The sequence below is a fragment of the Bacillus sp. RAR_M1_44 genome (genome assembly GCF_020165935.1).
Taxonomy (GTDB): domain Bacteria; phylum Bacillota; class Bacilli; order Bacillales; family Bacillaceae; genus Bacillus; species Bacillus altitudinis.
Window position 1 is genome coordinate 282,221 of record NZ_JAIUKX010000002.1, and the last position, 23,470, is coordinate 305,690.

Consider the following 23,470-nt stretch of genomic DNA (forward strand, 5'->3'; position numbering starts at 1 on the left):
CTTCACTCATGCTTGAGTGAACGAGCCTTCGGTTGACCGATCAGCGATTCTTGTTGGTATTTTCAGTATGCTTATGTTAATACATACTATTCCGACATGTCAACTATATTTATTGTTTTTTCAGATTTATCTAAAAAATGATTGACCGGGCAGTAAACAAGATTTATAGTCTTATTAAATATTTCTTATTAAAGTAGTTGGTTTTATCTAACAAAAGGAGGATACACACATGTCAGAAGAACTTCAATTTCGTTTAGAAACAAAAGCAATACACGCAGGTCAAGAACTGGATTCAGCCACCTATTCAAGAGCTGTACCTATTTACCAAACAAGCTCTTTCGGTTTTAGAGATAGTGAGCATGCGGCGAATTTATTCGGACTTCAGGAACCCGGTAATATTTATTCACGTATTATGAACCCGACAAATGATGTGTTTGAAAAACGGATCGCTGAGCTTGAAGGTGGAATTGGTGCACTTGCTGTCTCCTCAGGACAAGCAGCGACCACTTACTCCATTTTAAACATTGCAGGAGCTGGTGACGAAATCGTATCCTCCAGCAGTCTGTATGGCGGCACATATAATTTATTTGCTCATACCTTGAAAAAGCTTGGAATAACAGTAAAGTTTGTGGATTCCTCAAACCTTGAAGAACTTGAAGCAGCCATTACAGATAAAACAAAAGCAGTGTATGCAGAGAGCATCGGAAATCCAAAAGGCGACATTTTACATATTGAAGCCGTATCAGCCATTGCACACAAGCACCACATTCCTCTAATTGTGGATAACACACTTGCAAGCCCTTATTTGTTAAGACCGATTGAATTTGGCGCAGACATTGTTGTCCATTCAGCGACGAAATTCATCGGCGGCCATGGCACATCCATTGGCGGAGTCATCGTCGACAGCGGCAAGTTTCCTTGGAGTGATAGTGATAAGTTCAAAGGCCTGACGGAACCAGACCCTAGCTATCATGGTCTGACGTATACAGAAGCGATTGGCGAAGCAGCTTATATCACAAAGGCACGTGTACAGCTCTTACGTGATCTAGGGGCGGCTTTATCACCATTCAACTCATTTTTACTCTTGCAAGGCTTAGAAACATTGCATCTTCGCCTTGAACGCCACAGTGAAAATGCATTGAAGACAGCACAATTTTTACAAGATCATCCTCTTGTAGAATGGGTCAGCTATCCAGGTCTTGAAGGTCATGAATCCTTCGAACTGGCTCAAACTTATTTACCAAAAGGACAAGGCGCCATCCTCACATTCGGCATTAAAGGTGGCAAAGACGCAGGAAAAAAACTCATTGATTCGGTTCAGCTTTTCTCACATCTTGCAAACGTAGGCGACTCTAAGTCACTCATCATCCACCCTGCCAGCACAACGCATCAGCAATTAAGTGAAGCAGAGCAAAAAGCCACAGGGGTGACACCAGAACTTATTCGTTTATCTGTTGGAACAGAAGCGATTGAAGATATTCTGGCAGATCTAGAACAGGCGATTTCAAAAAGCCAGTCTTAACCAAACAAAAAAAGCACACACCTGTGTGCTTTTTCTTATTGATTAGTGATTGATTAATCGAATATCTTGGAAGGGATAAAACACGAATGATGTTGTCCCTTGAATGTCACTCTTTGTAAAAAGACCTAAACCGTTGCGGCTGTCCATTGAGTTTTGGCGGTTGTCACCCATGACAAAGTACTTTCCTTTAGGGACTGTAAGAGGACCAAAATCAGGTGTCAGCAAGGTGCCATCTGCGGCAGCTTTCTTTTTGTTTGATGCTAAATAAGGCTCTGCCACTTTTTGACCGTTTACATATAGCTGATCATTTTTCATTTCGATTTTATCACCAGGTAAACCAATCAATCGTTTCACATAGTGAGTACTGCGCTCTTCCCCATCAAGAACAATGATTTGTCCGCGTTTATAATCGCCGAAGTAATCGACTGTTTTATTCACAAATACCCGCTCTGTATCATGCAGTGTCGGTTCCATAGAAGTCCCCTTTACAATATACGGTGCGAATAAAAAGTTACGAATGATAAAAACAGCAATAAATGCGATTAAGATGGCTTTAATCCAGCCCCATAATTCTGATTTCTTTTTTTGTGTTTTTGTATTTGTTGTCATAAGCTCCTCCTGAAATCCCCTAGGACAAAATGAGTTATCGCCAGCTGATCGCTGACGCCACGCTTGTTTCCCCCTAAATATAAACATATTTTGCCAACAAATCAAGCTGTAAGAGAGAAAAAGGCAAGCACCTTTCTGTGCTTGCCCAAAACTCAGTTAGTTAGCAGAAGAATCCGCTTCTGTCTCTTTGTTTGTTTTACCATAGAAATAATCAGATGGATTCACTGGTTTAAAATCAGATAGCTTATGGAATCGAAGAAGATCCCTGTACAGCACTTTATCTGAAAGGCTTAACTGATTATCAACACGGGCTTTAATCGCTTCTGTCTTTTTGTTTTGTTTCACCACTTTACCCGTTTTTGTATCGTAGACCGTATTATCTACAAGGGTATATTTTGGTGTCACATAGTTTCCGTTACGGAATGCAACAGTTTGATCATGCTTCTTAGAGAATAAATCTGTTCCAAAATTCACGTACTCATTTGAATCAATACCTTGTAAGTGAAGAAGCGTTGGCATCACGTCTACTTCACCGCCATACGTATGATTCACGCCGCCTTGTTTCCCAGGGATACGAATCATGAGCGGTACACGCTGATTTTGTGCATTTTGATATGGCGTAATTTCTTTCCCTTGAATCTCACTCATTGCACGGTTATGGTTCTCAGAAATTCCATTATGGTCACCATATAATAGAATCACTGAGTCTTTATACAGACCCGATTTTTTCAAGTCCTTAAAGAATTGTTCTAATGACTCATCCAAGTATCTCGCTGTTTGGAAATAATTATCCACTGTTTTATCGCCAGTTGTTGCCTTAGCGATTGTCGCATCTTTCTCATCTAAATTAAATGGATAATGGTTGGTCAATGTCATTAAGTGTGCATAAAATGGCTTTTTCATTGATTCTAACATTGGGATTGATTCTTTAAAGAATGGTTTATCCTTCAGACCCATGTTTACAAGGTTTTCTTCATCCATGTTGTAATAAGATGCATCGAAGAATTGATCAATTCCCATATGTTTATAAATCGTGTCACGGTTCCAGAAAGATTTATAATCCCCGTGAAGCACTGCACTCGTATAGCCTGCTTTTTGATCTAAGATGGCAGGAAGTGATTGGAAAGTATTTTCGCCTTTTGTCACAAACGCTGCACCCTCTGGTAAGCCAAACATACTATTATCCATCATCAGCTCAGCATCAGAAGTCTTCCCTTGACCAGTCTGGTGGAAGAAGTTATCAAAATACGTAAAATCTTCTTTTCCATGAGCTAGTTTGTTTAAAAACGGCGTCACTTCTTCTCCATTTAACTTGTAGTCAATTAAAAATGACTGGAAGCTTTCTAAATGGATTTTGATGATGTTTTTCCCTTTAGCTTGACCAAAGTATTCTGCATTTGGTTTCGCATAGTGAGAAGTCGTATAGTTCACGACATCCGTTAAATCATCACTGCTCGCATTTGCTACCTGCGTTGCATTTTGTGCGGTTTGCACGCCGTCATAAATCGCATAGTTATAAACACCTAAATATTTCACAATATACTTATGATCAAATGTTCTCGTCAATAATTCTGGACGATCTTTTTCAGCTAAGTGTAGGTTAACGAAGAACAGTCCAACACCTGCAGCCACAATCAGCAGTGCGAAAGTTTTTTTCATTTGGAACTTCTTCACTTCTGGTCTCCAAATGACAATGGCAATTAAAATGATGATATCTAAGAAGTACAAAAGGTCATGCGGCTTAATACTTGCTAATACACCGCCAGTCATACCTCCCCCAAGATTACCGGCTTGTTTCATTGTCGGGAATGTTAAAAAATCATCAAAGAAACGATAGTACGCTACATTCGCATATAAAAGTGCGGTCATAATAAAATCAATGACAATTAAAGCAATGGCCGATTTACGCCCCTTCAAAAAGAGAGCAAGTCCTAAAAACACGATGGCTGAACTGAATGGATTTAATAAGAGAAGACCCTCTTGAAAAGATCCCTTCACTCCTAAATTAAAGTCCATTTTGTAGGCTGTGTACGATTTTGCCCAAAATAAAAGGACAGCCAAAACAAAAAAGCTATATTTGTTCGCAAATATTTTTTTCATAAAACCTCTTCTTTCTTATTTTCGATCTGATATAAATGAAATCATAAAAAATTTACATTGATTTTGCAAATGTAAATCTTCTGCACCAAGCATTCCGATGCTCTTTTCTCCGCAGGTTACATGTGCTCCTTTAATATAACGAATAAGAAGCATCATAAGTTTCAAAAAAAATACGAGTAAATAAAAGGAAAAATATCCATTTACATTAAATTTACTGCCACTTCATGTTTCAGAGAATGATGAAGGTTTTGTAAATCACTCAGTACTACTTTACTTTTTTCATCTAATCGTGTCAAAGTAATTATAAAGAAAAGGAAGAATCACCTAGGCTTTTCGACTCACTTAGCCAAATTTATACAAAATCCGAACCGATTTGCTTTTTTATTGTGACTCAACCTCCAGCAATCCATGTATCCTCTCTGTTGCCACAAACCTAAAAAACAGTTTTAAACAAAAAAAGCTTGATTTCCTCTGCCAATGTACGGTGTGATAAAGGTATAGCTCCATCAAATAAATCAAGCTGGGGGACATCCTATGAAATCAAACAAACAAATCAACATATTTGAACAAAGATTCTCAGAAGAAGTGATAGACATCATGGCTGTTACAGGACCTTCTGGAGTCGGCGCAGGAAAAGCAGGAAAAGAAACTCTTTGGACTGCTTCAATCCCACTCATTGCATGGAAGGAAAAAGACCGCATCATAACCAAAAAAGTGAGACTGTGCTGGTTAACAGATGAAAAGGGATTACGAGAAAAACAAGCACAATTACATAAAGAATCTATCGTCACACTTCAAGTACGTAAAGGTGAAGGTGAATTTATGCTCGTTTCACTTGTTGATACAGATACTGAAGATAAGGAACTTCAAGAAATATTAGAAGAAGCTCAACAACCTATCTTTTACCACGATGACAAGCTGGGTACCTTTGAATTAGTGAAAGGACTAGACTTATTTGAAACAACCATCCAGTGGGGCAATGAGGAGTGCCTTCTTTACTTCAATCTTGAAGAAGAGGAAGAAATGAATGACTCTCTGAAAACGGCTAGACAACTCGTAGAAGAGCAGATGACATGGGATGCCTCCATGAAGTCATATGCAGCAAATCAGCTGATTGAACTAGCAAAAGATTGGCAGGAACAAGACGACTCCGCTGAAAATTCAAAAGAGATCACACCGGATCAATTTATCAGCCGCATCTCACTTGAAAGCCTCCATGCTTATCCAAATGGAGAATTCGAAGCCTACTATCATGACGGAGATTTATTTTGGGGACATGTCATCATTGTCTCTGGCAATATGAATGGAACGTTTCAAGATGCACACATTGCTGGCTAAAGAATGGGGGATGGATAAATGAAGATCAAAGCTTTTGACGAATTAAATCAACTAGGAAAAACACCTATTGTAGCCAAAATAGGCGGGTTTCGCCCTGATCCTTCTAAGTACAGCTGGTTTGCTGGTCATTTTTTCATCCAACGTGATAAAGGGTGGCCGGCAGATCAAGATGGAGCTATGATTCCCATTTTACAAATGTATTTACCCGAAGTACCAGGGGGAATGAACGGCTTTGATGAATGTAAGATGATTCAAATTTTCATCAACAAGAAAACCCTTCCGATCGATATCGCCAAAAACGGTGAGGGCTGGAAACTCATTGAATATTCATCAATGGAAGGATTAGAAATCGCTGAGACCCCTGAAGACGTGAAAGGAATGAAACCTTTTCAGATAGAGTGGCTCGAAGGGGAGCAACCGGATTATCCATGCTGGGAGGAAGCTTGGTCATACGTTGACTTATCAGAGGTCAATGAAAGTGAAGAAGCGACAGATCATTTCTTCGAGCATTACTCAAACTACTCGTTCACAAAAATCGGTGGATACGGAGCTTACATCCAATCTCCTCCCCACCAGATGTCAGGAGAATTCATGCTGCAAATCGCCTCAGAGGAAAAACCCCGTTTCATGATTGGTGATAACGGCACGATGTATTTCTATTACGACAAAGACAATAAAGAATGGTTCATGCACTGGGATTGTTTTTAAAACCAATTGAAAGGAACCATTCCCCTTTCTAAACGTAATAAACGATATGAAGGGGGCCAGTGATATGGGATTCATTTTAGACATCTTCAATCTTGCTCTGTATATCCCTTTTTTACAGGTAGATGAAGATGATATATCACGGAATGCAGCACAGCTAAAAAAATACAGCTGGTTTCAAGCGTTATTAAGTGATCAAACGAGCAGAGAGCTGATCATTTATGATCAAGGAGTCCGCCGTGTAATTGGTCAATTTAAGACGAGTAAACTCCATAAGAAGCCATACAACATCAGATGCGAACGAAAGGTACAACAAGCCATACACCGTGCCATGTCAAAACACGGAAAGATCCGCACTTAGCTGTGGCTCTTTCCGTACAAATGTAATAAATCCTTTTGAAGAAAACAATTGACGCTCGGACAACTCTCCCCGTATATTATGTATAAATCCATCTTTTTATAGAAAAGGGGGCCTCACATGCGCTTGTTTAAGAACTGGAGAAAAAAGCAGCACAAACAGCCGATTACTTCAGAAACGCAAGAAGACAGCATCCCAATTAATTTTTCCACCCTTCCCTTTGGCACAGACACCATAGATGATTTTTTGTTCAACTTAGACCTAACCTCCAAACTCATAGATCCATACAAAGAAGCAGACACGAACAAATAGAACCTAAACTTTCGTGAACCCTCATCCAATATTGGATGATTTTTTTATACTTAGAGGAAGGTGTCCCCCCTATGAAGACATATTATTTCGTCAGACACTGTCAAGCAGATGGACAATCCGAGGATGCGTCTTTAACGCCTCAAGGCATCACACAATCGCATGAACTCGCACAGTTTTTTTCCGGCATTCAGCTCAATCAGATCATCTCAAGTCCTTATAAACGAGCGATCCAAACCGCTGAGCCCCTTGCTCATGCCAAACAGATCAAGGTACAAATTGATAAGCGTCTCTCTGAACGTAGGTTAAGCAGTCAACCAATGGAAGATTGGTATGAAAAACTAAAGCTCAGTTTTTCGGACTTGCATATGACCTGTGAAGGCGGAGAATCGAGCCAAGAAGCGATGAATCGTATTGTAGAGGTACTCTATGAACAAATAAAATTAGGAAGAGATCATACTTTATTCGCCACTCATGGCAATATTATGAGCCTGCTTCTAAAACACGCCGATCCCGCAATTGGATTCAAAGAGTGGGAACAACTAAGCAATCCAGATGTCTACATCCTGAAATATTTTAAAGCAGACCATGTAGAAATAGAGCGAATATGGCATAAATAAAAAAGGCAGGGTTGATCCCTGCCTTTTTCTTATGAAAAACAACTATTGGTGATAGTAAAATGTCTGTACCCACTCATAGGGCTTCTTACGATCCGCACACCATTTTACAAAGCCATTTGTCTCCGTCTGCTGAAATTCCTTCCAGTCCGATAAAAGCTGGTTATAGTAGACTGCTAGTTTTTCAACATTGGTTTGAACCTTTTTATCTTCGATCAGTTTCATGACATCTTGAATCCCTTGAATTCGCTCATGATCTTTCTCATAGGTGCTTAAATAAAGATCTTCATGTATATGATGAAACGAATACCACAAAGCCGAGAAATATGTTTCGCAAATTTGAACAATCACTCGCTGCTCTTTGCTGCCTCCCAGCTCTAGTGCCTTCAATAAATAGGGCAGCCCTTCCCCCTGATGCACAAACAAGCCTTGCCATCGATACGGTCTGGCATCCATTGGATCAATATTTTCCCACTCTTGAAGAACAGGGTGGATCACCCCATTTACCAATGGATACACAAGCAAATGATGACCATCCTCAAAACGTTCAATGTAATCAAACAGCCAAGCAACAAATGAACGCCGTGCTGTAAATTCGTTCTTATTCATCTCTTCAACAAAAGACTGAAGAACCTTTAACGCATCTTTACGCAGACCCTGTTCTTTCCTGACACAGTACTGTCTAAAAAGCGGATAATCATGTGATCGCTCATCTTCAATAATAGTCTGTAATATCGTCTTCGTTTGCAAGATAACAACTCCGCCTCTTTACATTCATTCTATTGAACTATTATAACCAATTGTAACATCCACATGAAACTAGTAAAAAGATGAGTTGTCCTTTTTCTTTTATAAAACCCTTGGCATCCTCAAACCCATTCTTTTCTGTGCTCATGAATGAATTGTATGTCTTTTTGATAATGTTCAAAGTGCCCCTCATGAATCATTTTTTGAAAAGCTCTATCCCCTTCACTCGCTTTTCGCTTCATGTATTGACATAAACCTTCTAAACGCAGCAGCACCATATCCACATAATCTTCTGCTATGTCCTCACCATAAGCTTCAAAAAACAGTTTGACTCTATACTTTATATGGCCTGCATGTTCTAATGAATGATAATTTACGACCTCCCCTGTTTCAGTACGAAAAAGTCTACTGAGGGGCACACATGTATAAAGGGTATATGCAATATCCCAAAGCCTTGGGCCAGGAGCAGCTACATCAAAATCAATGATTCCCACTGGCTTTTTATTGTTGAAAATGATGTTGTACATCGCAAAATCATTATGGCACACAACCTCTATGTTATTAGGCGTATTGTCCATTCGTTCCCAATCGTCTGAAATGGGAAAATCACAAACAGCATCATGGTACAGTCTAAGCATTTTCGCTATTTCTTTTAAAGCATTGTGAGAGCACATGTATTCTTTTAAGGGATCATGACCGGCCACACCTTCAATGAAGGACAAGATCTCTCTACCTTTTTCATCAACCCCTAAAAATGTTGGAGCATAGGAGAAATTCTTTTTTTCTAAATGCTTTAGCAGCTTTTGTATATTCATATTGTCTGACTTTACCTCTCTGCGAACCGTATCTCCCGAACGATATACGTTCGAGACATTTCCACCTGTCAATAACTCCTCATGATCATTTTGTTTTTTCATAAATTCTCCCCTCAAACTGGGTCACAATGATGATGTCAACTAAAGATGTGTATGTACCCACGAATATTCATTTAGTTACACAAAGGTAGTACACTGTTTTATGTGAATGTGCTGCCCCATTTTGTTTCCTTACATGGTTAAATGTATCTTATCAAATGTTGCAAATCATCTAAAGATTATTCTGCTAAAAGAAGTACATGCTCATTATTTTCTAATAGGTTTCTATTTTTATCTAAATAACTCATTTAAACCACAAAAAAACGTTTCACCACGAGGGTGAAACGTTAGGTTCACGGTAAAAACCAATCATGAAACTTTTAATAGATACCGGTGGCCGGGGTCGAACCGGCACTCCGTGAGGAACACGATTTTGAGTCGTGCGCGTCTGCCAATTCCGCCACACCGGCATGATCATTAAAGAGCGCAACTTATAATAAATAAAAAATGGTGCCGAGGGCCGGACTTGAACCGGCACGGTAGTCACCTACCGCAGGATTTTAAGTCCTGTGTGTCTGCCAATTCCACCACCCCGGCAGTCTTTTCAAAAAAGGCGACACCCGGATTTGAACCGGGGATAAAGGTTTTGCAGACCTCTGCCTTACCACTTGGCTATGCCGCCATAATTGGAGCGGAAGACGGGATTCGAACCCGCGACCCCCACCTTGGCAAGGTGGTGTTCTACCACTGAACTACTTCCGCATATCAACTGGGCTAGCTGGATTCGAACCAACGCATGACGGAGTCAAAGTCCGTTGCCTTACCGCTTGGCTATAGCCCAATAATAAAATGGGGCGATTGATGGGAATCGAACCCACGAGTGCCAGAGCCACAATCTGGTGCGTTAACCACTTCGCCACAACCGCCATAGATGTTATGAATCATATAATTGGCAGGGGCAGTAGGAATCGAACCCACACCGGAGGTTTTGGAGACCTCTGTTCTACCGTTAAACTATGCCCCTATGAAAATAAAAATGGTGGAGGGGGGCGGATTCGAACCGCCGAACCCGGAGGGAGCGGATTTACAGTCCGCCGCGTTTAGCCACTTCGCTACCCCTCCACATTTGAAAAACAGTGCCGGCAAGAGGACTTGAACCCCCAACCTACTGATTACAAGTCAGTTGCTCTACCAATTGAGCTACACCGGCAAATAGTGGTGGCTCGGGACGGAATCGAACCGCCGACACACGGATTTTCAGTCCGTTGCTCTACCAACTGAGCTACCGAGCCAAATATTCTTTTTGAAAAATGGCGGTCCGGACGGGACTCGAACCCGCGACCTCCTGCGTGACAGGCAGGCATTCTAACCAACTGAACTACCGGACCAATAAAGAGAAATTTGGTTGCGGGGGCAGGATTTGAACCTGCGACCTTCGGGTTATGAGCCCGACGAGCTACCGAACTGCTCCACCCCGCGACGATATAAAAGATATGGTGGAGGATGACGGGCTCGAACCGCCGACCCTCTGCTTGTAAGGCAGATGCTCTCCCAGCTGAGCTAATCCTCCGAATAAAATGCTGGTATGTATTTCTATAAAAATGGTGACCCGTACGGGATTCGAACCCGTGTTACCGCCGTGAAAGGGCGGTGTCTTAACCGCTTGACCAACGGGCCCTCTATTATATGTATCTTGTGGCGGAGAGCAAGGGATTCGAACCCTTGAGACGGGGTTACCGCCTACACGATTTCCAATCGTGCTCCTTCGGCCACTCGGACAGCTCTCCAAATTGGCTCCGCAGGTAGGATTCGAACCTACGACCGATCGGTTAACAGCCGATAGCTCTACCACTGAGCTACTGCGGAATGAAGAAAGCCTGGCGATGTCCTACTCTCACAGGGGGAAACCCCCAACTACCATCGGCGCTGAAGAGCTTAACTTCCGTGTTCGGTATGGGAACGGGTGTGACCTCTTCGCCATCATCACCAGACAATTTAGTGACAAAAGATATTATACTATGTATTGCAAATAAATCAAGAGATATTTCAAAAAATGTTCTCTCAAAACTAGATAACAATGTTCATTTTTCACATTAGAATATAGGTTAAGTCCTCGATCTATTAGTATCTGTCAGCTCCACGTGTCACCACGCTTCCACCTCAGACCTATCAACCTGATCATCTTTCAGGGATCTTACTTCCTTGCGGAATGGGAAATCTCATCTTGAGGGGGGCTTCATGCTTAGATGCTTTCAGCACTTATCCCGTCCGCACATAGCTACCCAGCGATGCCCTTGGCAGAACAACTGGTACACCAGCGGTGCGTCCATCCCGGTCCTCTCGTACTAAGGACAGCTCCTCTCAAATTTCCTGCGCCCGCGACGGATAGGGACCGAACTGTCTCACGACGTTCTGAACCCAGCTCGCGTACCGCTTTAATGGGCGAACAGCCCAACCCTTGGGACCGACTACAGCCCCAGGATGCGATGAGCCGACATCGAGGTGCCAAACCTCCCCGTCGATGTGGACTCTTGGGGGAGATAAGCCTGTTATCCCCGGGGTAGCTTTTATCCGTTGAGCGATGGCCCTTCCATGCGGAACCACCGGATCACTAAGCCCGACTTTCGTCCCTGCTCGACTTGTAGGTCTCGCAGTCAAGCTCCCTTGTGCCTTTACACTCTGCGAATGATTTCCAACCATTCTGAGGGAACCTTTGGGCGCCTCCGTTACATTTTAGGAGGCGACCGCCCCAGTCAAACTGCCCACCTGACACTGTCTCCCTGCCCGATAAAGGCAGCGGGTTAGAAGGTCAATACAGCCAGGGTAGTATCCCACCGATGCCTCCACCGAAGCTAGCGCTCCGGTTTCCAAGGCTCCTACCTATCCTGTACAAGCTGTACCAACATTCAATATCAGGCTACAGTAAAGCTCCACGGGGTCTTTCCGTCCTGTCGCGGGTAACCTGCATCTTCACAGGTACTATAATTTCACCGAGTCTCTCGTTGAGACAGTGCCCAGATCGTTGCGCCTTTCGTGCGGGTCGGAACTTACCCGACAAGGAATTTCGCTACCTTAGGACCGTTATAGTTACGGCCGCCGTTTACTGGGGCTTCAATTCGCACCTTCGCTTACGCTAAGCGCTCCTCTTAACCTTCCAGCACCGGGCAGGCGTCAGCCCCTATACTTCGCCTTACGGCTTCGCAGAGACCTGTGTTTTTGCTAAACAGTCGCCTGGGCCTATTCACTGCGGCTTCTCGGGGCTTTAACACCCTAAGAAGCACCCCTTCTCCCGAAGTTACGGGGTCATTTTGCCGAGTTCCTTAACGAGAGTTCTCTCGATCACCTTAGGATTCTCTCCTCGCCTACCTGTGTCGGTTTGCGGTACGGGCACCTCTCACCTCGCTAGAGGCTTTTCTTGGCAGTGTGGAATCAGGAACTTCGCTACTAAATTTCGCTCGCCATCACAGCTCAGCCTTCACGGGAAACGGATTTGCCTATTTCCCAGCCTAACTGCTTGGACGCGGATATCCAATACCGCGCTTACCCTATCCTCCTGCGTCCCCCCATTGCTCAAATGGTGAGGAGGTGGTACAGGAATATCAACCTGTTGTCCATCGCCTACGCCTTTCGGCCTCGGCTTAGGTCCCGACTAACCCTGAGCGGACGAGCCTTCCTCAGGAAACCTTAGGCATTCGGTGGACGGGATTCTCACCCGTCTTTCGCTACTCATACCGGCATTCTCACTTCTAAGCGCTCCACCAGTCCTTCCGGTCTGACTTCACTGCACTTAGAACGCTCTCCTACCACTGTTCGTAAGAACAGTCCGCAGCTTCGGTGATACGTTTAGCCCCGGTACATTTTCGGCGCAGAGTCACTCGACCAGTGAGCTATTACGCACTCTTTAAATGGTGGCTGCTTCTAAGCCAACATCCTGGTTGTCTAAGCAACTCCACATCCTTTTCCACTTAACGTATACTTTGGGACCTTAGCTGGCGGTCTGGGCTGTTTCCCTTTCGACTACGGATCTTATCACTCGCAGTCTGACTCCCAAGGATAAGTCATCGGCATTCGGAGTTTGACTGAATTCGGTAACCCGGTAGGGGCCCCTAGTCCAATCAGTGCTCTACCTCCGAGACTCTTACCTTGAGGCTAGCCCTAAAGCTATTTCGGAGAGAACCAGCTATCTCCAGGTTCGATTGGCATTTCACCCCTACCCACACCTCATCCCCGCACTTTTCAACGTGCGTGGGTTCGGGCCTCCATTCAGTGTTACCTGAACTTCACCCTGGACATGGGTAGATCACCTGGTTTCGGGTCTACGACCACGTACTCATGCGCCCTATTCAGACTCGCTTTCGCTGCGGCTCCGCATCTTCTGCTTAACCTTGCACGGGATCGTAACTCGCCGGTTCATTCTACAAAAGGCACGCCATCACCCGTTAACGGGCTCTGACTACTTGTAGGCACACGGTTTCAGGATCTATTTCACTCCCCTTCCGGGGTGCTTTTCACCTTTCCCTCACGGTACTGGTTCACTATCGGTCACTAGGGAGTATTTAGCCTTGGGAGATGGTCCTCCCGGATTCCGACGGAATTTCACGTGTTCCGCCGTACTCAGGATCCACTCTGGAGAGAACAACATTTCAGTTACAGGGCTGTTACCTTCTTTGGCGGGCCTTTCCAGACCTCTTCGCTTATATCGTTCCTTTGTAACTCCGTATAGAGTGTCCTACAACCCCAAGAGGCAAGCCTCTTGGTTTGGGCTGTTCCCGTTTCGCTCGCCGCTACTCAGGGAATCGCATTTGCTTTCTCTTCCTCCGGGTACTTAGATGTTTCAGTTCCCCGGGTATGCCTTCTCATACTCTATGTATTCAAGTATGGATACTACTCCATTACGAGCAGTGGGTTTCCCCATTCGGAAATCTCCGGATCAAAGCTTGCTTACAGCTCCCCGAAGCATATCGGTGTTCGTCCCGTCCTTCATCGGCTCCTAGTGCCAAGGCATCCACCGTGCGCCCTTTCTAACTTAACCATTTCTTACTTTAGAAAGAATCACTATGTGTGATGAACTTTGCATTGCATTCAATGTGAATGTATTACTTATTGTTATCTAGTTTTCAAAGAACAATCCTGTCTCGCTAGAGACATGTTTGAAGGAATGATCCTTCAAAACTAAACAAGACGAAAACGCACGCTGCTCCATATATCCTTAGAAAGGAGGTGATCCAGCCGCACCTTCCGATACGGCTACCTTGTTACGACTTCACCCCAATCATCTGCCCCACCTTCGGCGGCTGGCTCCATAAAGGTTACCTCACCGACTTCGGGTGTTGCAAACTCTCGTGGTGTGACGGGCGGTGTGTACAAGGCCCGGGAACGTATTCACCGCGGCATGCTGATCCGCGATTACTAGCGATTCCAGCTTCACGCAGTCGAGTTGCAGACTGCGATCCGAACTGAGAACAGATTTGTGGGATTGGCTAAACCTTGCGGTCTCGCAGCCCTTTGTTCTGTCCATTGTAGCACGTGTGTAGCCCAGGTCATAAGGGGCATGATGATTTGACGTCATCCCCACCTTCCTCCGGTTTGTCACCGGCAGTCACCTTAGAGTGCCCAACTAAATGCTGGCAACTAAGATCAAGGGTTGCGCTCGTTGCGGGACTTAACCCAACATCTCACGACACGAGCTGACGACAACCATGCACCACCTGTCACTCTGTCCCCGAAGGGAAAGCCCTATCTCTAGGGTTGTCAGAGGATGTCAAGACCTGGTAAGGTTCTTCGCGTTGCTTCGAATTAAACCACATGCTCCACCGCTTGTGCGGGCCCCCGTCAATTCCTTTGAGTTTCAGTCTTGCGACCGTACTCCCCAGGCGGAGTGCTTAATGCGTTAGCTGCAGCACTAAGGGGCGGAAACCCCCTAACACTTAGCACTCATCGTTTACGGCGTGGACTACCAGGGTATCTAATCCTGTTCGCTCCCCACGCTTTCGCTCCTCAGCGTCAGTTACAGACCAGAGAGTCGCCTTCGCCACTGGTGTTCCTCCACATCTCTACGCATTTCACCGCTACACGTGGAATTCCACTCTCCTCTTCTGCACTCAAGTTTCCCAGTTTCCAATGACCCTCCCCGGTTGAGCCGGGGGCTTTCACATCAGACTTAAGAAACCGCCTGCGAGCCCTTTACGCCCAATAATTCCGGACAACGCTTGCCACCTACGTATTACCGCGGCTGCTGGCACGTAGTTAGCCGTGGCTTTCTGGTTAGGTACCGTCAAGGTGCAAGCAGTTACTCTTGCACTTGTTCTTCCCTAACAACAGAGCTTTACGATCCGAAAACCTTCATCACTCACGCGGCGTTGCTCCGTCAGACTTTCGTCCATTGCGGAAGATTCCCTACTGCTGCCTCCCGTAGGAGTCTGGGCCGTGTCTCAGTCCCAGTGTGGCCGATCACCCTCTCAGGTCGGCTACGCATCGTTGCCTTGGTGAGCCGTTACCTCACCAACTAGCTAATGCGCCGCGGGTCCATCTGTAAGTGACAGCCGAAACCGTCTTTCATCCTTGAACCATGCGGTTCAAGGAACTATCCGGTATTAGCTCCGGTTTCCCGGAGTTATCCCAGTCTTACAGGCAGGTTACCCACGTGTTACTCACCCGTCCGCCGCTAACATCCGGGAGCAAGCTCCCTTCTGTCCGCTCGACTTGCATGTATTAGGCACGCCGCCAGCGTTCGTCCTGAGCCAGGATCAAACTCTCCGAGGTATGCAGGATGCATATCATACACGCGTTGCTACACGATGTAGCGAACTTAGCATGTGATCATTTCCTGCCTCGTCAGTCTGACTGACTACCTATGAAGTATCATAGGATTTTTTATAAAAACTCGAATTAACAGGTACGTTTTGTCTTGTTTAGTTTTCAAAGATCATCTTCATTGTCGCTCAGAGGCGACTTTCTTAATATAACATTTGAGCACCGTGTGCGTCAAGTGTTTTTCTGAATTTCTTTTTGTCCGCTTTTCTTTCAAAGCAACTCGGTTGCTCATTAGCGACGTTTAATAATATACCATCATAATATTCATGCGTCAATATCTTTTTTAACAAAATATCCTCGGTGATAGATTTTTTGCCCCTTCGTCTCAATTGGCTCTACTAGCACAATTCCTTTTTCCACAAAGAAATCAATCATCACACTAAGATCAGGTGTGAAATGCTTGAGATCAGGATGTGCAAGAAGCTCGCCAAACAGCCAAATTTCCTGCTGTTCCATGACTTGACGCAAATGGGCCGCACCAATTTCTGCTTTTGAATGGATCAAGAAATCATTCGCTAGGAATAAAAGTTCTAACCGCTTATGAAGACTTTCGTGGCTTTCAATTAGCTCTGAATAAAGTTTATATACTTCCGGCTCCATATGACGTACTTGATTCCAAACGGTCACTTCTGGGTGGAAGCCTTTATCAATCACTTCAATACGCGCCAGATGATGCAGGGCATGCACAATGGAATTATATGCATCGAGGAATTGATTTGATTCAAAAAATGCTTTTCCTTCTATATATCTGCGAATGAGCTTGCCATATTCTAAACCAATTTTGAGCTTGCGGTTAGAAAACGGGAATGTACTCAGTTCATCAATCAAGTTGAAAATATATTCATTTCGATCAAACAGGACTTTTCCGTTTAAAATCCAATCAATAATCCGTCTGTTGGTACCTAAGGTAATCCATTCCTTCAACTGATCATCTGTGACAACATTTAAAGAAGCTGTTTGGTGACCGGATTCATAGTGCTTAATAAATAACGGTTCTTCCGCATCCTTTACGATGACTAGAAGCGCTGCATCAAAGTTATCCGTCTCAGAAGATACTTTATGTCTTCTTTCTACTATAATCACAGCTAATGTATCTGGATGACTTGCTCTCTCTTGATAAATAGGACGGAGAAGATTTTCCATAGTGATTCCTCCAATACTTGGGTGTAAGGTTCTTCTCTAATGCTATGTATTTCTCCTCATAGAATCAAAATTCCTTCAATACATGAAAAAAGATCGTTGAATCATTATAAGCAATTTATTCACAAAACTCTATAACTAATTCAAACAGAAAGGTAAAATGTGCTATATTGGAGATAAGGGGGACTAGGGATGGCGAAATACTCCAGTAAGATTAATAAAATCAGAACATTTGCACTTAGTTTGGTTTTTGTTGGTTTTTTGATCATGTATATCGGTGTGTTCTTCAAGGAATCGGTCTGGCTGTCGACCTTCTTTATGCTACTCGGCGTGTTATCGATTGGATTGAGTACAGCCGTTTACTTTTGGATCGGTATGCTTTCTACGAAGGCAGTCCGGGTCGTATGTCCAGGCTGTGAGAAGGAAACAAAAGTGCTTGGGCGGGTGGACATGTGCATGCATTGCAGAGAGCCACTTACACTCGATCCAGCATTAGAAGGCAAAGAGTTTGATGAATCCTACAATCGAAAAAAGTCATAAAAATAAGCTGACCATTCAACTGGTCAGCTTTTTCATTAATGATTTTCTTTTTTTGCACATTCTTGACAAGTGCCATAGATCTCCAAGCGATGATGACTTACTGTAAAGCCTGTCACATGGGATGCAAGCTGTTCTACTTCATCAAGGCCAGGATAGTGAAAGTCAACGATCTTTCCGCAGTTTTCACAAATCGCATGGTAATGGTCAGATGTCGCAAAATCAAATCGGCTTGAGGAATCCCCATACGTTAACTCTTTTACTAATCCAGATTCCCGGAAGACTCGTAAATTGTTGTAAACCGTTGCTACACTCATATTAGGAAATTTTCCTTCAAGTGCCTTATATATATCGTCCGCGGTTGGGTGTGTCATAGAATTTACGAGAAACTCCAAGATGGCATGGCGCTGCGGAGTAATTCGAACACCGGTTTCTTTTAGAGCGTCTAAAGCATCTTTTAGTTCGTGAGCAGCCATTTCATCATGCACCTCTCTTTTCAAAAATATTCTTATATTATAATCTTTATAAATAGTGTACCCCCAGAGCCGAAACTTTGTCAATTACAATCCTCTTTTTTACCTATTCTTCTATACAAAAAAGACCGGCACGACTGCCGATCTCATCACGTCAACAGATTAAGCGTGAGCTTTCAGTTCCTCAAGCGCTTCTTCCACATGATCTTTCACCTTTACTTTACGCCACTCTTTCACAAGTTTTCCTTCTTTATTAATAAGAAACGTTGAGCGTTCAATTCCCATGTATTCCTTACCAAAGTTCTTTTTCAGCTTCCATACACCGAAAGCTTCAGACAATTTTTGTTCGTCATCGACAAGAAGCAGGAAAGGTAAGTCATGTTTTTCTTTAAACTTTTGGTGCTTGTCTTGACCGTCTGGGCTTACGCCGATGATCACAGCATCTAATTCCGCAAAGCTTTGATGGCGGTCACGGAAATCACAAGCTTCCGTTGTGCACCCCGGCGTCATATCTTTTGGATAAAAATAAAGGACAATGTGTTTCCCTTTAAAATCAGAGAGCTTTACTTTCTCTCCATTATCACCGAGTAATTCAATATCAGGTACTTGCTGCCCCACTTCGATTGTCATGATACAATCCCTCCAACCTATTTTTTCATTAGCCTATCCAATTTCGAGAAGATATTCAACTAAGGACGCTTGCATCGGCATGTTAAAATAATGATAGACGACGTGATACGTTGAGATAGGAGGCTATTTATGAAATTCACCGAATCAGAAAAATTACATCAAGAGGCGCTGGAGCATATTGTTGGAGGGGTTAACAGCCCATCTCGTTCATATAAAGCAGTGGGCGGCGGGTCACCTGTTGCAATGGAAAAAGGCGAAGGCGCTTATTTTTGGGATGTTGACGGAAACCGTTATATCGACTATTTGGCAGCATACGGTCCAATTATTACGGGACATGCTCATCCTCATATTACAAAAGCCATCACGAAAGCAGCCGAGACGGGTGTCCTTTACGGAACACCAACGAAGCATGAAGTCACTTTTGCTAAGATGCTGAAGGAAGCGATGCCTGCTTTGGACAAAGTTCGTTTTGTCAATTCAGGGACAGAAGCTGTGATGACGACAATCCGTGTCGCTCGCGCTTATACAGGCAGAACAAAGATCATTAAGTTTGCCGGATGTTACCACGGTCATTCTGATCTTGTGCTAGTTGCGGCTGGCTCTGGACCTTCCACTTTAGGAACACCAGATTCAGCGGGCGTGCCTAAAAGTATTGCAAATGAAGTCATTACCGTTCCATTCAACGATATAGACAGCTACAAAGAAGCATTAGACCGCTGGGGTGATGAAGTAGCAGCTGTTCTTGTTGAGCCAATTGTCGGGAACTTTGGCATCGTAGAGCCTAAAGACGGTTTCCTGCAGCAGGTGAATGACCTGACTCATGAAAAAGGGGCTCTAGTCATCTATGATGAAGTCATTACAGCTTTCCGCTTTATGTATGGTGGTGCACAGGACTTGCTTCAAGTAAAACCTGACCTCACTGCATTAGGTAAAATTATCGGCGGCGGTCTTCCAATCGGCGCTTACGGCGGCAAAAAAGAAATTATGGAGCAAGTCGCCCCGCTTGGACCAGCCTACCAAGCTGGTACGATGGCAGGAAATCCCGCCTCCATCCTTTCTGGTATTGCATGCTTGGAAGTGTTAAAAGAAGACGGAGTCTACGAACGTCTGGATCAGCTCGGGGCCATGTTAGAAGAGGGAATTTTAGCCCACGCAAAAAAACATCAAGTAGATATTACAGTGAATCGCTTAAAAGGTGCTCTCACCATTTATTTTACAAAGGAAACGATTGTGAACTACGAGCAGGCTGAAAATACGGATGGTGAAATGTTCGCCCGTTTCTTTAAATTCATGCTCGCACAAGGTATTAACCTCGCTCCTTCTAAATATGAAGCGTGGTTCTTAACCATTGCACATACTGAAAATGATATTTCTGAAACGCTAAAAGCAGTAGATCATGCGTTTGAACAACTGAAACAATCATAATTAAGAGAAAAACAGATGTAAATTCATGCGTCTGTTTTTTTATTTACCAGCTCTTGATTGTCAAAAGCGAGTGAATCTGTTACATTTTTTCTCAATACCTTCTTTTGATGTTTTCATGAACTTTCAAAAATCACTTGAATATTTCGGAAGACCGCTGTATATTACTTAGTTGTTTCATCAAAATATTTATGATATATGACAAGTGGTCATCTATTATCGAAAAGAAAGGAATGCAGGGACAAAACCAATGAAACTTGGAGCCCGTATTTTAAAAACTGGTATTGCCATTGTACTCGCGCTTTACCTGGCAACATGGCTTGGGTTGCCGACACCCGTCTTCGCGGGAATTGCAGCTGTATTTGCTATCCAGCCATCTATTTATCGATCATTTTTAACGATTGTTGATCAAGTGCAAGCCAATATTATTGGAGCAGCACTTGCCATTACGTTCGGTCTGCTTTTTGGCACAGGACCCGTCATCATCGGCTTAACTGCCGTCATGGTCATTGCGATTAATTTAAAGCTGAAGATTGAACACACGATTCCGATTGCACTCGTAACCGTCATCGCGATTTTAGAAAGTGCAGGGGATCATTTCCTTTCCTTTGCCTTAATTCGAACAGCAACTGTGGTGTTAGGCGTACTTTCTTCATTTTTAGTGAATTTGATTTTCCTGCCGCCAAAGTATGAAACAAAGCTTGTTCATCACATTATGGAAAATACGGAGGAGATTTTAAAATGGATCCGTCTGAGCTCCAGACAGTCTACTGATCATTCCACTTTAAAGGATGACATCGATCAAATAAAAGAACGCATGATCAAATTAGATCACATTTACTTGTTATACAAAGAAGAACGAAGCTATTTAAAGAAAACAACTTATGTCAAATCTAGAAAGCTTGTTTTATTCAGACAGGCAATCATGACGTCTAATCGAGCGCTGTACTTGCTGAAAAAGCTTCATAAGTTAGAAAATGAAATTCATTTGATGCCAGAGCATTTCAGAGAGAGCTTAACAGATGAGATCGATTATTTACTGTATTGGCATGAACGTACCTTGATGAAGTTTGTTGGAAAAATGAAACCGCAGGACGATGATTTTCAGAATGAATGCTCTCTTCGTCTTGAAGCATTAACAAAATCATTTATTCAGCACCAGCAAAATCAAGAAAACGACTTGCTGGATTACAATATGCTGAATGTGATGTCGAGTATTATTGAATACCGTGATGAATTGGAGCATCTAGATACTTTGATTACAACCTTCCAAACGTATCACCCAAAAGATAGTGAGATTGAGACAGAAGAAAAAGAAGCTTAAATAGAAAAGACCGATTCTTAGAATCGGTCTTATTTTATTTTCTTCATTTTAGGATCAAGGGTGTCTCTTAATCCATCTCCCATCAAGTTAAAGCCAAGAACCGTCAGCATGATCGCAATCCCCGGGAAAAATAAAGTCCATGGCGCTTGTACGAGATAAGGTCTCGCATCTGCAAGCATTTTCCCCCACTCTGGACTTGGCGCTTGTGCACCTAATCCTAAAAATCCTAAAGCCGCCGCTTCGATAATGGCTGTACCAATCGCAAGCGTCGCCTGAACGATCACCGGCACCATACTATTTGGCAGTATGTGACGAAGAACGATGCGGCGGTGTGACATCCCGACTGCCTTTGCTGCTAAGACGTATTCTTCTTGCTTAATGCTCAGCACCTTTGAACGAACGAGCCGGCCAAATGTGGGGACGTTAATAATCGCTATGGCAATAAGGGCATTTTGTAAGGAAGGGCCTAAGATGGAAACGATCGCAATCGCTAATAGAATGCTAGGAAAAGCGAGTAAAATATCAAATAGTCTTGAGATGACAGCATCCAGTAATCTACCGCCGTAACCTGCCATCAATCCAAGCAATGTCCCTAAAATAACCGACCCGAGAACGGAGAAGAAACCCACCCATAATGAAATCCGAGCTCCATGCACGACTCTAGAAAATATGTCTCTCCCGAAATCATCCGTACCAAACCAATGCGCAGCTGAAGGGGCACTAAATCGTTCGCCTAGCGACTGCTCGTTGATTCCATAAGGAGCAATGAGCGGTGCAAAGATTGCTAGGATCAGAAATAAAAAGACAATCACAGTGCCAATGACCGCCAGCTTGTGCTGAAAGAACAGTTTCATCGATTCAAGAATCAGTGATTGAGAGCGTTCTTCCTTTTGTTTAGGTGCTTGAAGCTCTTTTTGCGCTTCCATGTCGTCACTCTCCCTTCTCTAGTATTTAATCCTCGGATCAATGACTGCATACAAGATATCCACAATGAAATTGATCAGCACAAATATGAGCGCAACAACAAGAATGCCAGTTTGAATGACAGGATAATCACGATAGCTAATGGCATCGTAAATATACCGCCCAATTCCCGGCCAAGCAAAGATCGTTTCTGTTAAAATGGCTCCGCCTAGCAAGAGACCTGTTTGAAGACCAATAATCGTTAAAATCGGAATGAGCGCATTTTTCAGCCCATGCTGATAAATGATGAAAAATGAACGTACCCCTTTTGCTTTTGCTGTTCGAATAAAATCTGAATGAAGAACTTCCAGCATACTTGCCCTCGTAATCCTTGCAATAATCGCAGCAGGAATCGTTGCGAGAGCGGTACTTGGTAAAATTAAATGCTTGATGCTGTCAAAAAATTGATCAAATCGTCCTTGCAAAATCGTGTCCAGCGTATGGATATAGGTGATCGACTCTACCGGATTTCTGACGTTTTCTCGTCCTGTAGTCGGCAAAATACCTAATTCAATCGAGAATAGCCACTGTCCCATTAAGCCTAACCAGAAAATCGGCATGGACACCCCAATGAGCGCAATAAACATGGCCACATAATCAAAGAAAGAATGTTTAAACCACGCACTAATGATTCCGGCATTCACACCGACAATAATCGCCAGCAACATAGCGAAGAAAGTCAATTCTAATGTAGCAAATAAGTAAGGCTTCATTTCCTGGGCAATAGCCGCTCCTGTTCGTATGGAAGTCCCTAGATCGCCTTTTAAAAGCCCCAGCATGTAGTGACCATATTGTACGTACCACGGCTGGTCTAAACCAAGCTGAATCGTCAATTGCTCTACTGCTTCTTTCGTTGCCCGCTGTCCTAAGATGACCTGCGCCGGATTTCCAGGGATAAACCGAATAATAGAAAATACAACTAAGGTCATTCCGATCAGTACTGGAATGAGCATTCCTGCTCGCTTCATACAATAAGCAAACAAACAGCTTTCACCGCCTTTTCATTGTT

Annotated in this window: 18 protein-coding genes, 16 tRNA genes and 3 rRNA genes; 9 read left to right on the forward strand and 28 right to left on the reverse strand. The window is 43.5% G+C overall.

Annotated features, from left to right (window positions below; all coding sequences use genetic code 11):
* Positions 1–229 precede the first annotated feature (229 nt).
* Entirely contained in the window at positions 230–1,522 is a 1,293-nt protein-coding gene (locus LCD34_RS14935) for a homocysteine synthase (RefSeq protein WP_008349114.1), read from the forward strand.
* A 42-nt stretch (positions 1,523–1,564) separates the two neighbouring features.
* Here LCD34_RS14935 and lepB read toward each other — a convergent pair whose 3' ends face one another.
* Positions 1,565–2,131, reverse strand: a complete 567-nt coding sequence (gene lepB / locus LCD34_RS14940) for a signal peptidase I (protein WP_019743962.1) — start codon at positions 2,129–2,131, stop codon at positions 1,565–1,567.
* Between the two features lie 156 nt (positions 2,132–2,287).
* On the reverse strand, positions 2,288–4,231 hold the full coding sequence (locus LCD34_RS14945; RefSeq protein WP_116306626.1) for an LTA synthase family protein: 1,944 nt from the start codon (positions 4,229–4,231) through the stop codon (positions 2,288–2,290).
* Positions 4,232–4,765: 534 nt separating this feature from the next.
* On the opposite strand from LCD34_RS14945, the gene LCD34_RS14950 reads away from it, so the two are divergent.
* The 5 genes from LCD34_RS14950 (at position 4,766) to LCD34_RS14970 (ending at position 7,561) form a co-directional block, all read left to right on the forward strand.
* On the forward strand, positions 4,766–5,569 hold the full coding sequence (locus tag LCD34_RS14950) for a DUF2262 domain-containing protein (RefSeq protein ID WP_224559678.1): 804 nt from the start codon (positions 4,766–4,768) through the stop codon (positions 5,567–5,569).
* 18 nt (positions 5,570–5,587) lie between these two features.
* The gene (locus LCD34_RS14955; protein ID WP_007497003.1) at positions 5,588–6,277 is read left to right on the forward strand and encodes a DUF1963 domain-containing protein; all 690 of its coding nucleotides are present in this window, start codon (positions 5,588–5,590) and stop codon (positions 6,275–6,277) included.
* 64 nt (positions 6,278–6,341) lie between these two features.
* A complete protein-coding gene (locus LCD34_RS14960; protein ID WP_024719925.1) occupies positions 6,342–6,635 on the forward strand; it encodes a hypothetical protein in 294 nt (97 codons plus the stop codon).
* 117 nt (positions 6,636–6,752) lie between these two features.
* Positions 6,753–6,944, forward strand: a complete 192-nt coding sequence (locus tag LCD34_RS14965; RefSeq protein WP_017360392.1) for a hypothetical protein — start codon at positions 6,753–6,755, stop codon at positions 6,942–6,944.
* Between the two features lie 71 nt (positions 6,945–7,015).
* On the forward strand, positions 7,016–7,561 hold the full coding sequence (locus tag LCD34_RS14970; protein WP_073415880.1) for a histidine phosphatase family protein: 546 nt from the start codon (positions 7,016–7,018) through the stop codon (positions 7,559–7,561).
* A 42-nt stretch (positions 7,562–7,603) separates the two neighbouring features.
* Here the strand turns inward: LCD34_RS14970 and LCD34_RS14975 are convergent, their stop codons facing one another.
* The 22 genes from LCD34_RS14975 to LCD34_RS15080 all read right to left on the reverse strand — a co-directional run bounded on the left by LCD34_RS14975 (position 7,604) and on the right by LCD34_RS15080 (position 17,115).
* Positions 7,604–8,308, reverse strand: coding sequence for a hypothetical protein (locus LCD34_RS14975; RefSeq protein WP_073415878.1), 705 nt, complete (start codon positions 8,306–8,308; stop codon positions 7,604–7,606).
* Between the two features lie 119 nt (positions 8,309–8,427).
* The gene (locus tag LCD34_RS14980) at positions 8,428–9,222 is read right to left on the reverse strand and encodes a phosphotransferase (RefSeq protein ID WP_017366889.1); all 795 of its coding nucleotides are present in this window, start codon (positions 9,220–9,222) and stop codon (positions 8,428–8,430) included.
* A 325-nt stretch (positions 9,223–9,547) separates the two neighbouring features.
* Positions 9,548–9,629 (reverse strand) — tRNA-Leu (locus LCD34_RS14985).
* Between the two features lie 38 nt (positions 9,630–9,667).
* Positions 9,668–9,756: transfer RNA gene (locus LCD34_RS14990), tRNA-Leu, on the reverse strand.
* 14 nt (positions 9,757–9,770) lie between these two features.
* Positions 9,771–9,841 (reverse strand) — tRNA-Cys (locus tag LCD34_RS14995).
* Positions 9,842–9,846: 5 nt separating this feature from the next.
* Positions 9,847–9,921: transfer RNA gene (locus LCD34_RS15000), tRNA-Gly, on the reverse strand.
* Positions 9,922–9,928: 7 nt separating this feature from the next.
* A tRNA-Gln gene (locus LCD34_RS15005) sits at positions 9,929–10,000 on the reverse strand.
* 9 nt (positions 10,001–10,009) lie between these two features.
* Positions 10,010–10,085 (reverse strand) — tRNA-His (locus LCD34_RS15010).
* 24 nt (positions 10,086–10,109) lie between these two features.
* Positions 10,110–10,183 (reverse strand) — tRNA-Trp (locus tag LCD34_RS15015).
* Between the two features lie 13 nt (positions 10,184–10,196).
* Positions 10,197–10,281 (reverse strand) — tRNA-Tyr (locus tag LCD34_RS15020).
* A 15-nt stretch (positions 10,282–10,296) separates the two neighbouring features.
* A tRNA-Thr gene (locus tag LCD34_RS15025) sits at positions 10,297–10,369 on the reverse strand.
* 6 nt (positions 10,370–10,375) lie between these two features.
* Positions 10,376–10,451, reverse strand: a tRNA-Phe gene (locus LCD34_RS15030).
* Positions 10,452–10,470: 19 nt separating this feature from the next.
* Positions 10,471–10,547 (reverse strand) — tRNA-Asp (locus LCD34_RS15035).
* 14 nt (positions 10,548–10,561) lie between these two features.
* A tRNA-Met gene (locus tag LCD34_RS15040) sits at positions 10,562–10,638 on the reverse strand.
* A gap of 15 nt (positions 10,639–10,653) precedes the next feature.
* Positions 10,654–10,729: transfer RNA gene (locus LCD34_RS15045), tRNA-Val, on the reverse strand.
* Positions 10,730–10,761: 32 nt separating this feature from the next.
* Positions 10,762–10,836, reverse strand: a tRNA-Glu gene (locus tag LCD34_RS15050).
* Positions 10,837–10,855: 19 nt separating this feature from the next.
* Positions 10,856–10,946: transfer RNA gene (locus LCD34_RS15055), tRNA-Ser, on the reverse strand.
* A 4-nt stretch (positions 10,947–10,950) separates the two neighbouring features.
* A tRNA-Asn gene (locus LCD34_RS15060) sits at positions 10,951–11,025 on the reverse strand.
* Between the two features lie 9 nt (positions 11,026–11,034).
* Positions 11,035–11,150: ribosomal RNA gene (rrf, locus tag LCD34_RS15065) — 5S ribosomal RNA — on the reverse strand.
* A gap of 110 nt (positions 11,151–11,260) precedes the next feature.
* Positions 11,261–14,191: ribosomal RNA gene (locus tag LCD34_RS15070) — 23S ribosomal RNA — on the reverse strand.
* Between the two features lie 181 nt (positions 14,192–14,372).
* A 16S ribosomal RNA gene (locus tag LCD34_RS15075) occupies positions 14,373–15,921 on the reverse strand.
* Together the 16S, 23S and 5S rRNA genes with 16 tRNA genes alongside form the textbook arrangement of a ribosomal RNA operon.
* Positions 15,922–16,236: 315 nt before the next feature.
* Positions 16,237–17,115 carry a nucleotidyltransferase-like protein gene (locus LCD34_RS15080; RefSeq protein WP_073416003.1) on the reverse strand — a complete coding sequence of 293 codons (879 nt, stop codon included), beginning with the start codon at positions 17,113–17,115 and terminating at the stop codon, positions 16,237–16,239.
* Positions 17,116–17,304: 189 nt separating this feature from the next.
* On the opposite strand from LCD34_RS15080, the gene LCD34_RS15085 reads away from it, so the two are divergent.
* Complete coding sequence (locus LCD34_RS15085; protein WP_007496750.1) at positions 17,305–17,652, forward strand: YgzB family protein; 348 nt, start codon at positions 17,305–17,307, stop codon at positions 17,650–17,652.
* Between the two features lie 35 nt (positions 17,653–17,687).
* On the opposite strand, the gene perR is transcribed toward LCD34_RS15085, so the two are convergent.
* Positions 17,688–18,125 carry a peroxide-responsive transcriptional repressor PerR gene (gene perR / locus LCD34_RS15090; protein WP_003217782.1) on the reverse strand — a complete coding sequence of 146 codons (438 nt, stop codon included), beginning with the start codon at positions 18,123–18,125 and terminating at the stop codon, positions 17,688–17,690.
* Between the two features lie 159 nt (positions 18,126–18,284).
* Positions 18,285–18,752 carry a thioredoxin-dependent thiol peroxidase gene (gene bcp, locus LCD34_RS15095; protein ID WP_007496746.1) on the reverse strand — a complete coding sequence of 156 codons (468 nt, stop codon included), beginning with the start codon at positions 18,750–18,752 and terminating at the stop codon, positions 18,285–18,287.
* A gap of 129 nt (positions 18,753–18,881) precedes the next feature.
* On the opposite strand from bcp, the gene LCD34_RS15100 reads away from it, so the two are divergent.
* Together LCD34_RS15100 and LCD34_RS15105 are read left to right on the forward strand one after the other, a co-directional pair.
* Positions 18,882–20,177, forward strand: a complete 1,296-nt coding sequence (locus LCD34_RS15100; protein ID WP_008341922.1) for a glutamate-1-semialdehyde 2,1-aminomutase — start codon at positions 18,882–18,884, stop codon at positions 20,175–20,177.
* Positions 20,178–20,424: 247 nt separating this feature from the next.
* Positions 20,425–21,498, forward strand: coding sequence for an FUSC family protein (locus tag LCD34_RS15105; RefSeq protein ID WP_224559679.1), 1,074 nt, complete (start codon positions 20,425–20,427; stop codon positions 21,496–21,498).
* Positions 21,499–21,527: 29 nt separating this feature from the next.
* Here LCD34_RS15105 and LCD34_RS15110 read toward each other — a convergent pair whose 3' ends face one another.
* Together LCD34_RS15110 and LCD34_RS15115 are read right to left on the reverse strand one after the other, a co-directional pair.
* Positions 21,528–22,424, reverse strand: coding sequence for an ABC transporter permease (locus tag LCD34_RS15110; RefSeq protein ID WP_007496739.1), 897 nt, complete (start codon positions 22,422–22,424; stop codon positions 21,528–21,530).
* Between the two features lie 18 nt (positions 22,425–22,442).
* Positions 22,443–23,444, reverse strand: coding sequence for an ABC transporter permease (locus tag LCD34_RS15115; RefSeq protein ID WP_017358852.1), 1,002 nt, complete (start codon positions 23,442–23,444; stop codon positions 22,443–22,445).
* Positions 23,445–23,470: the final 26 nt, after the last annotated feature.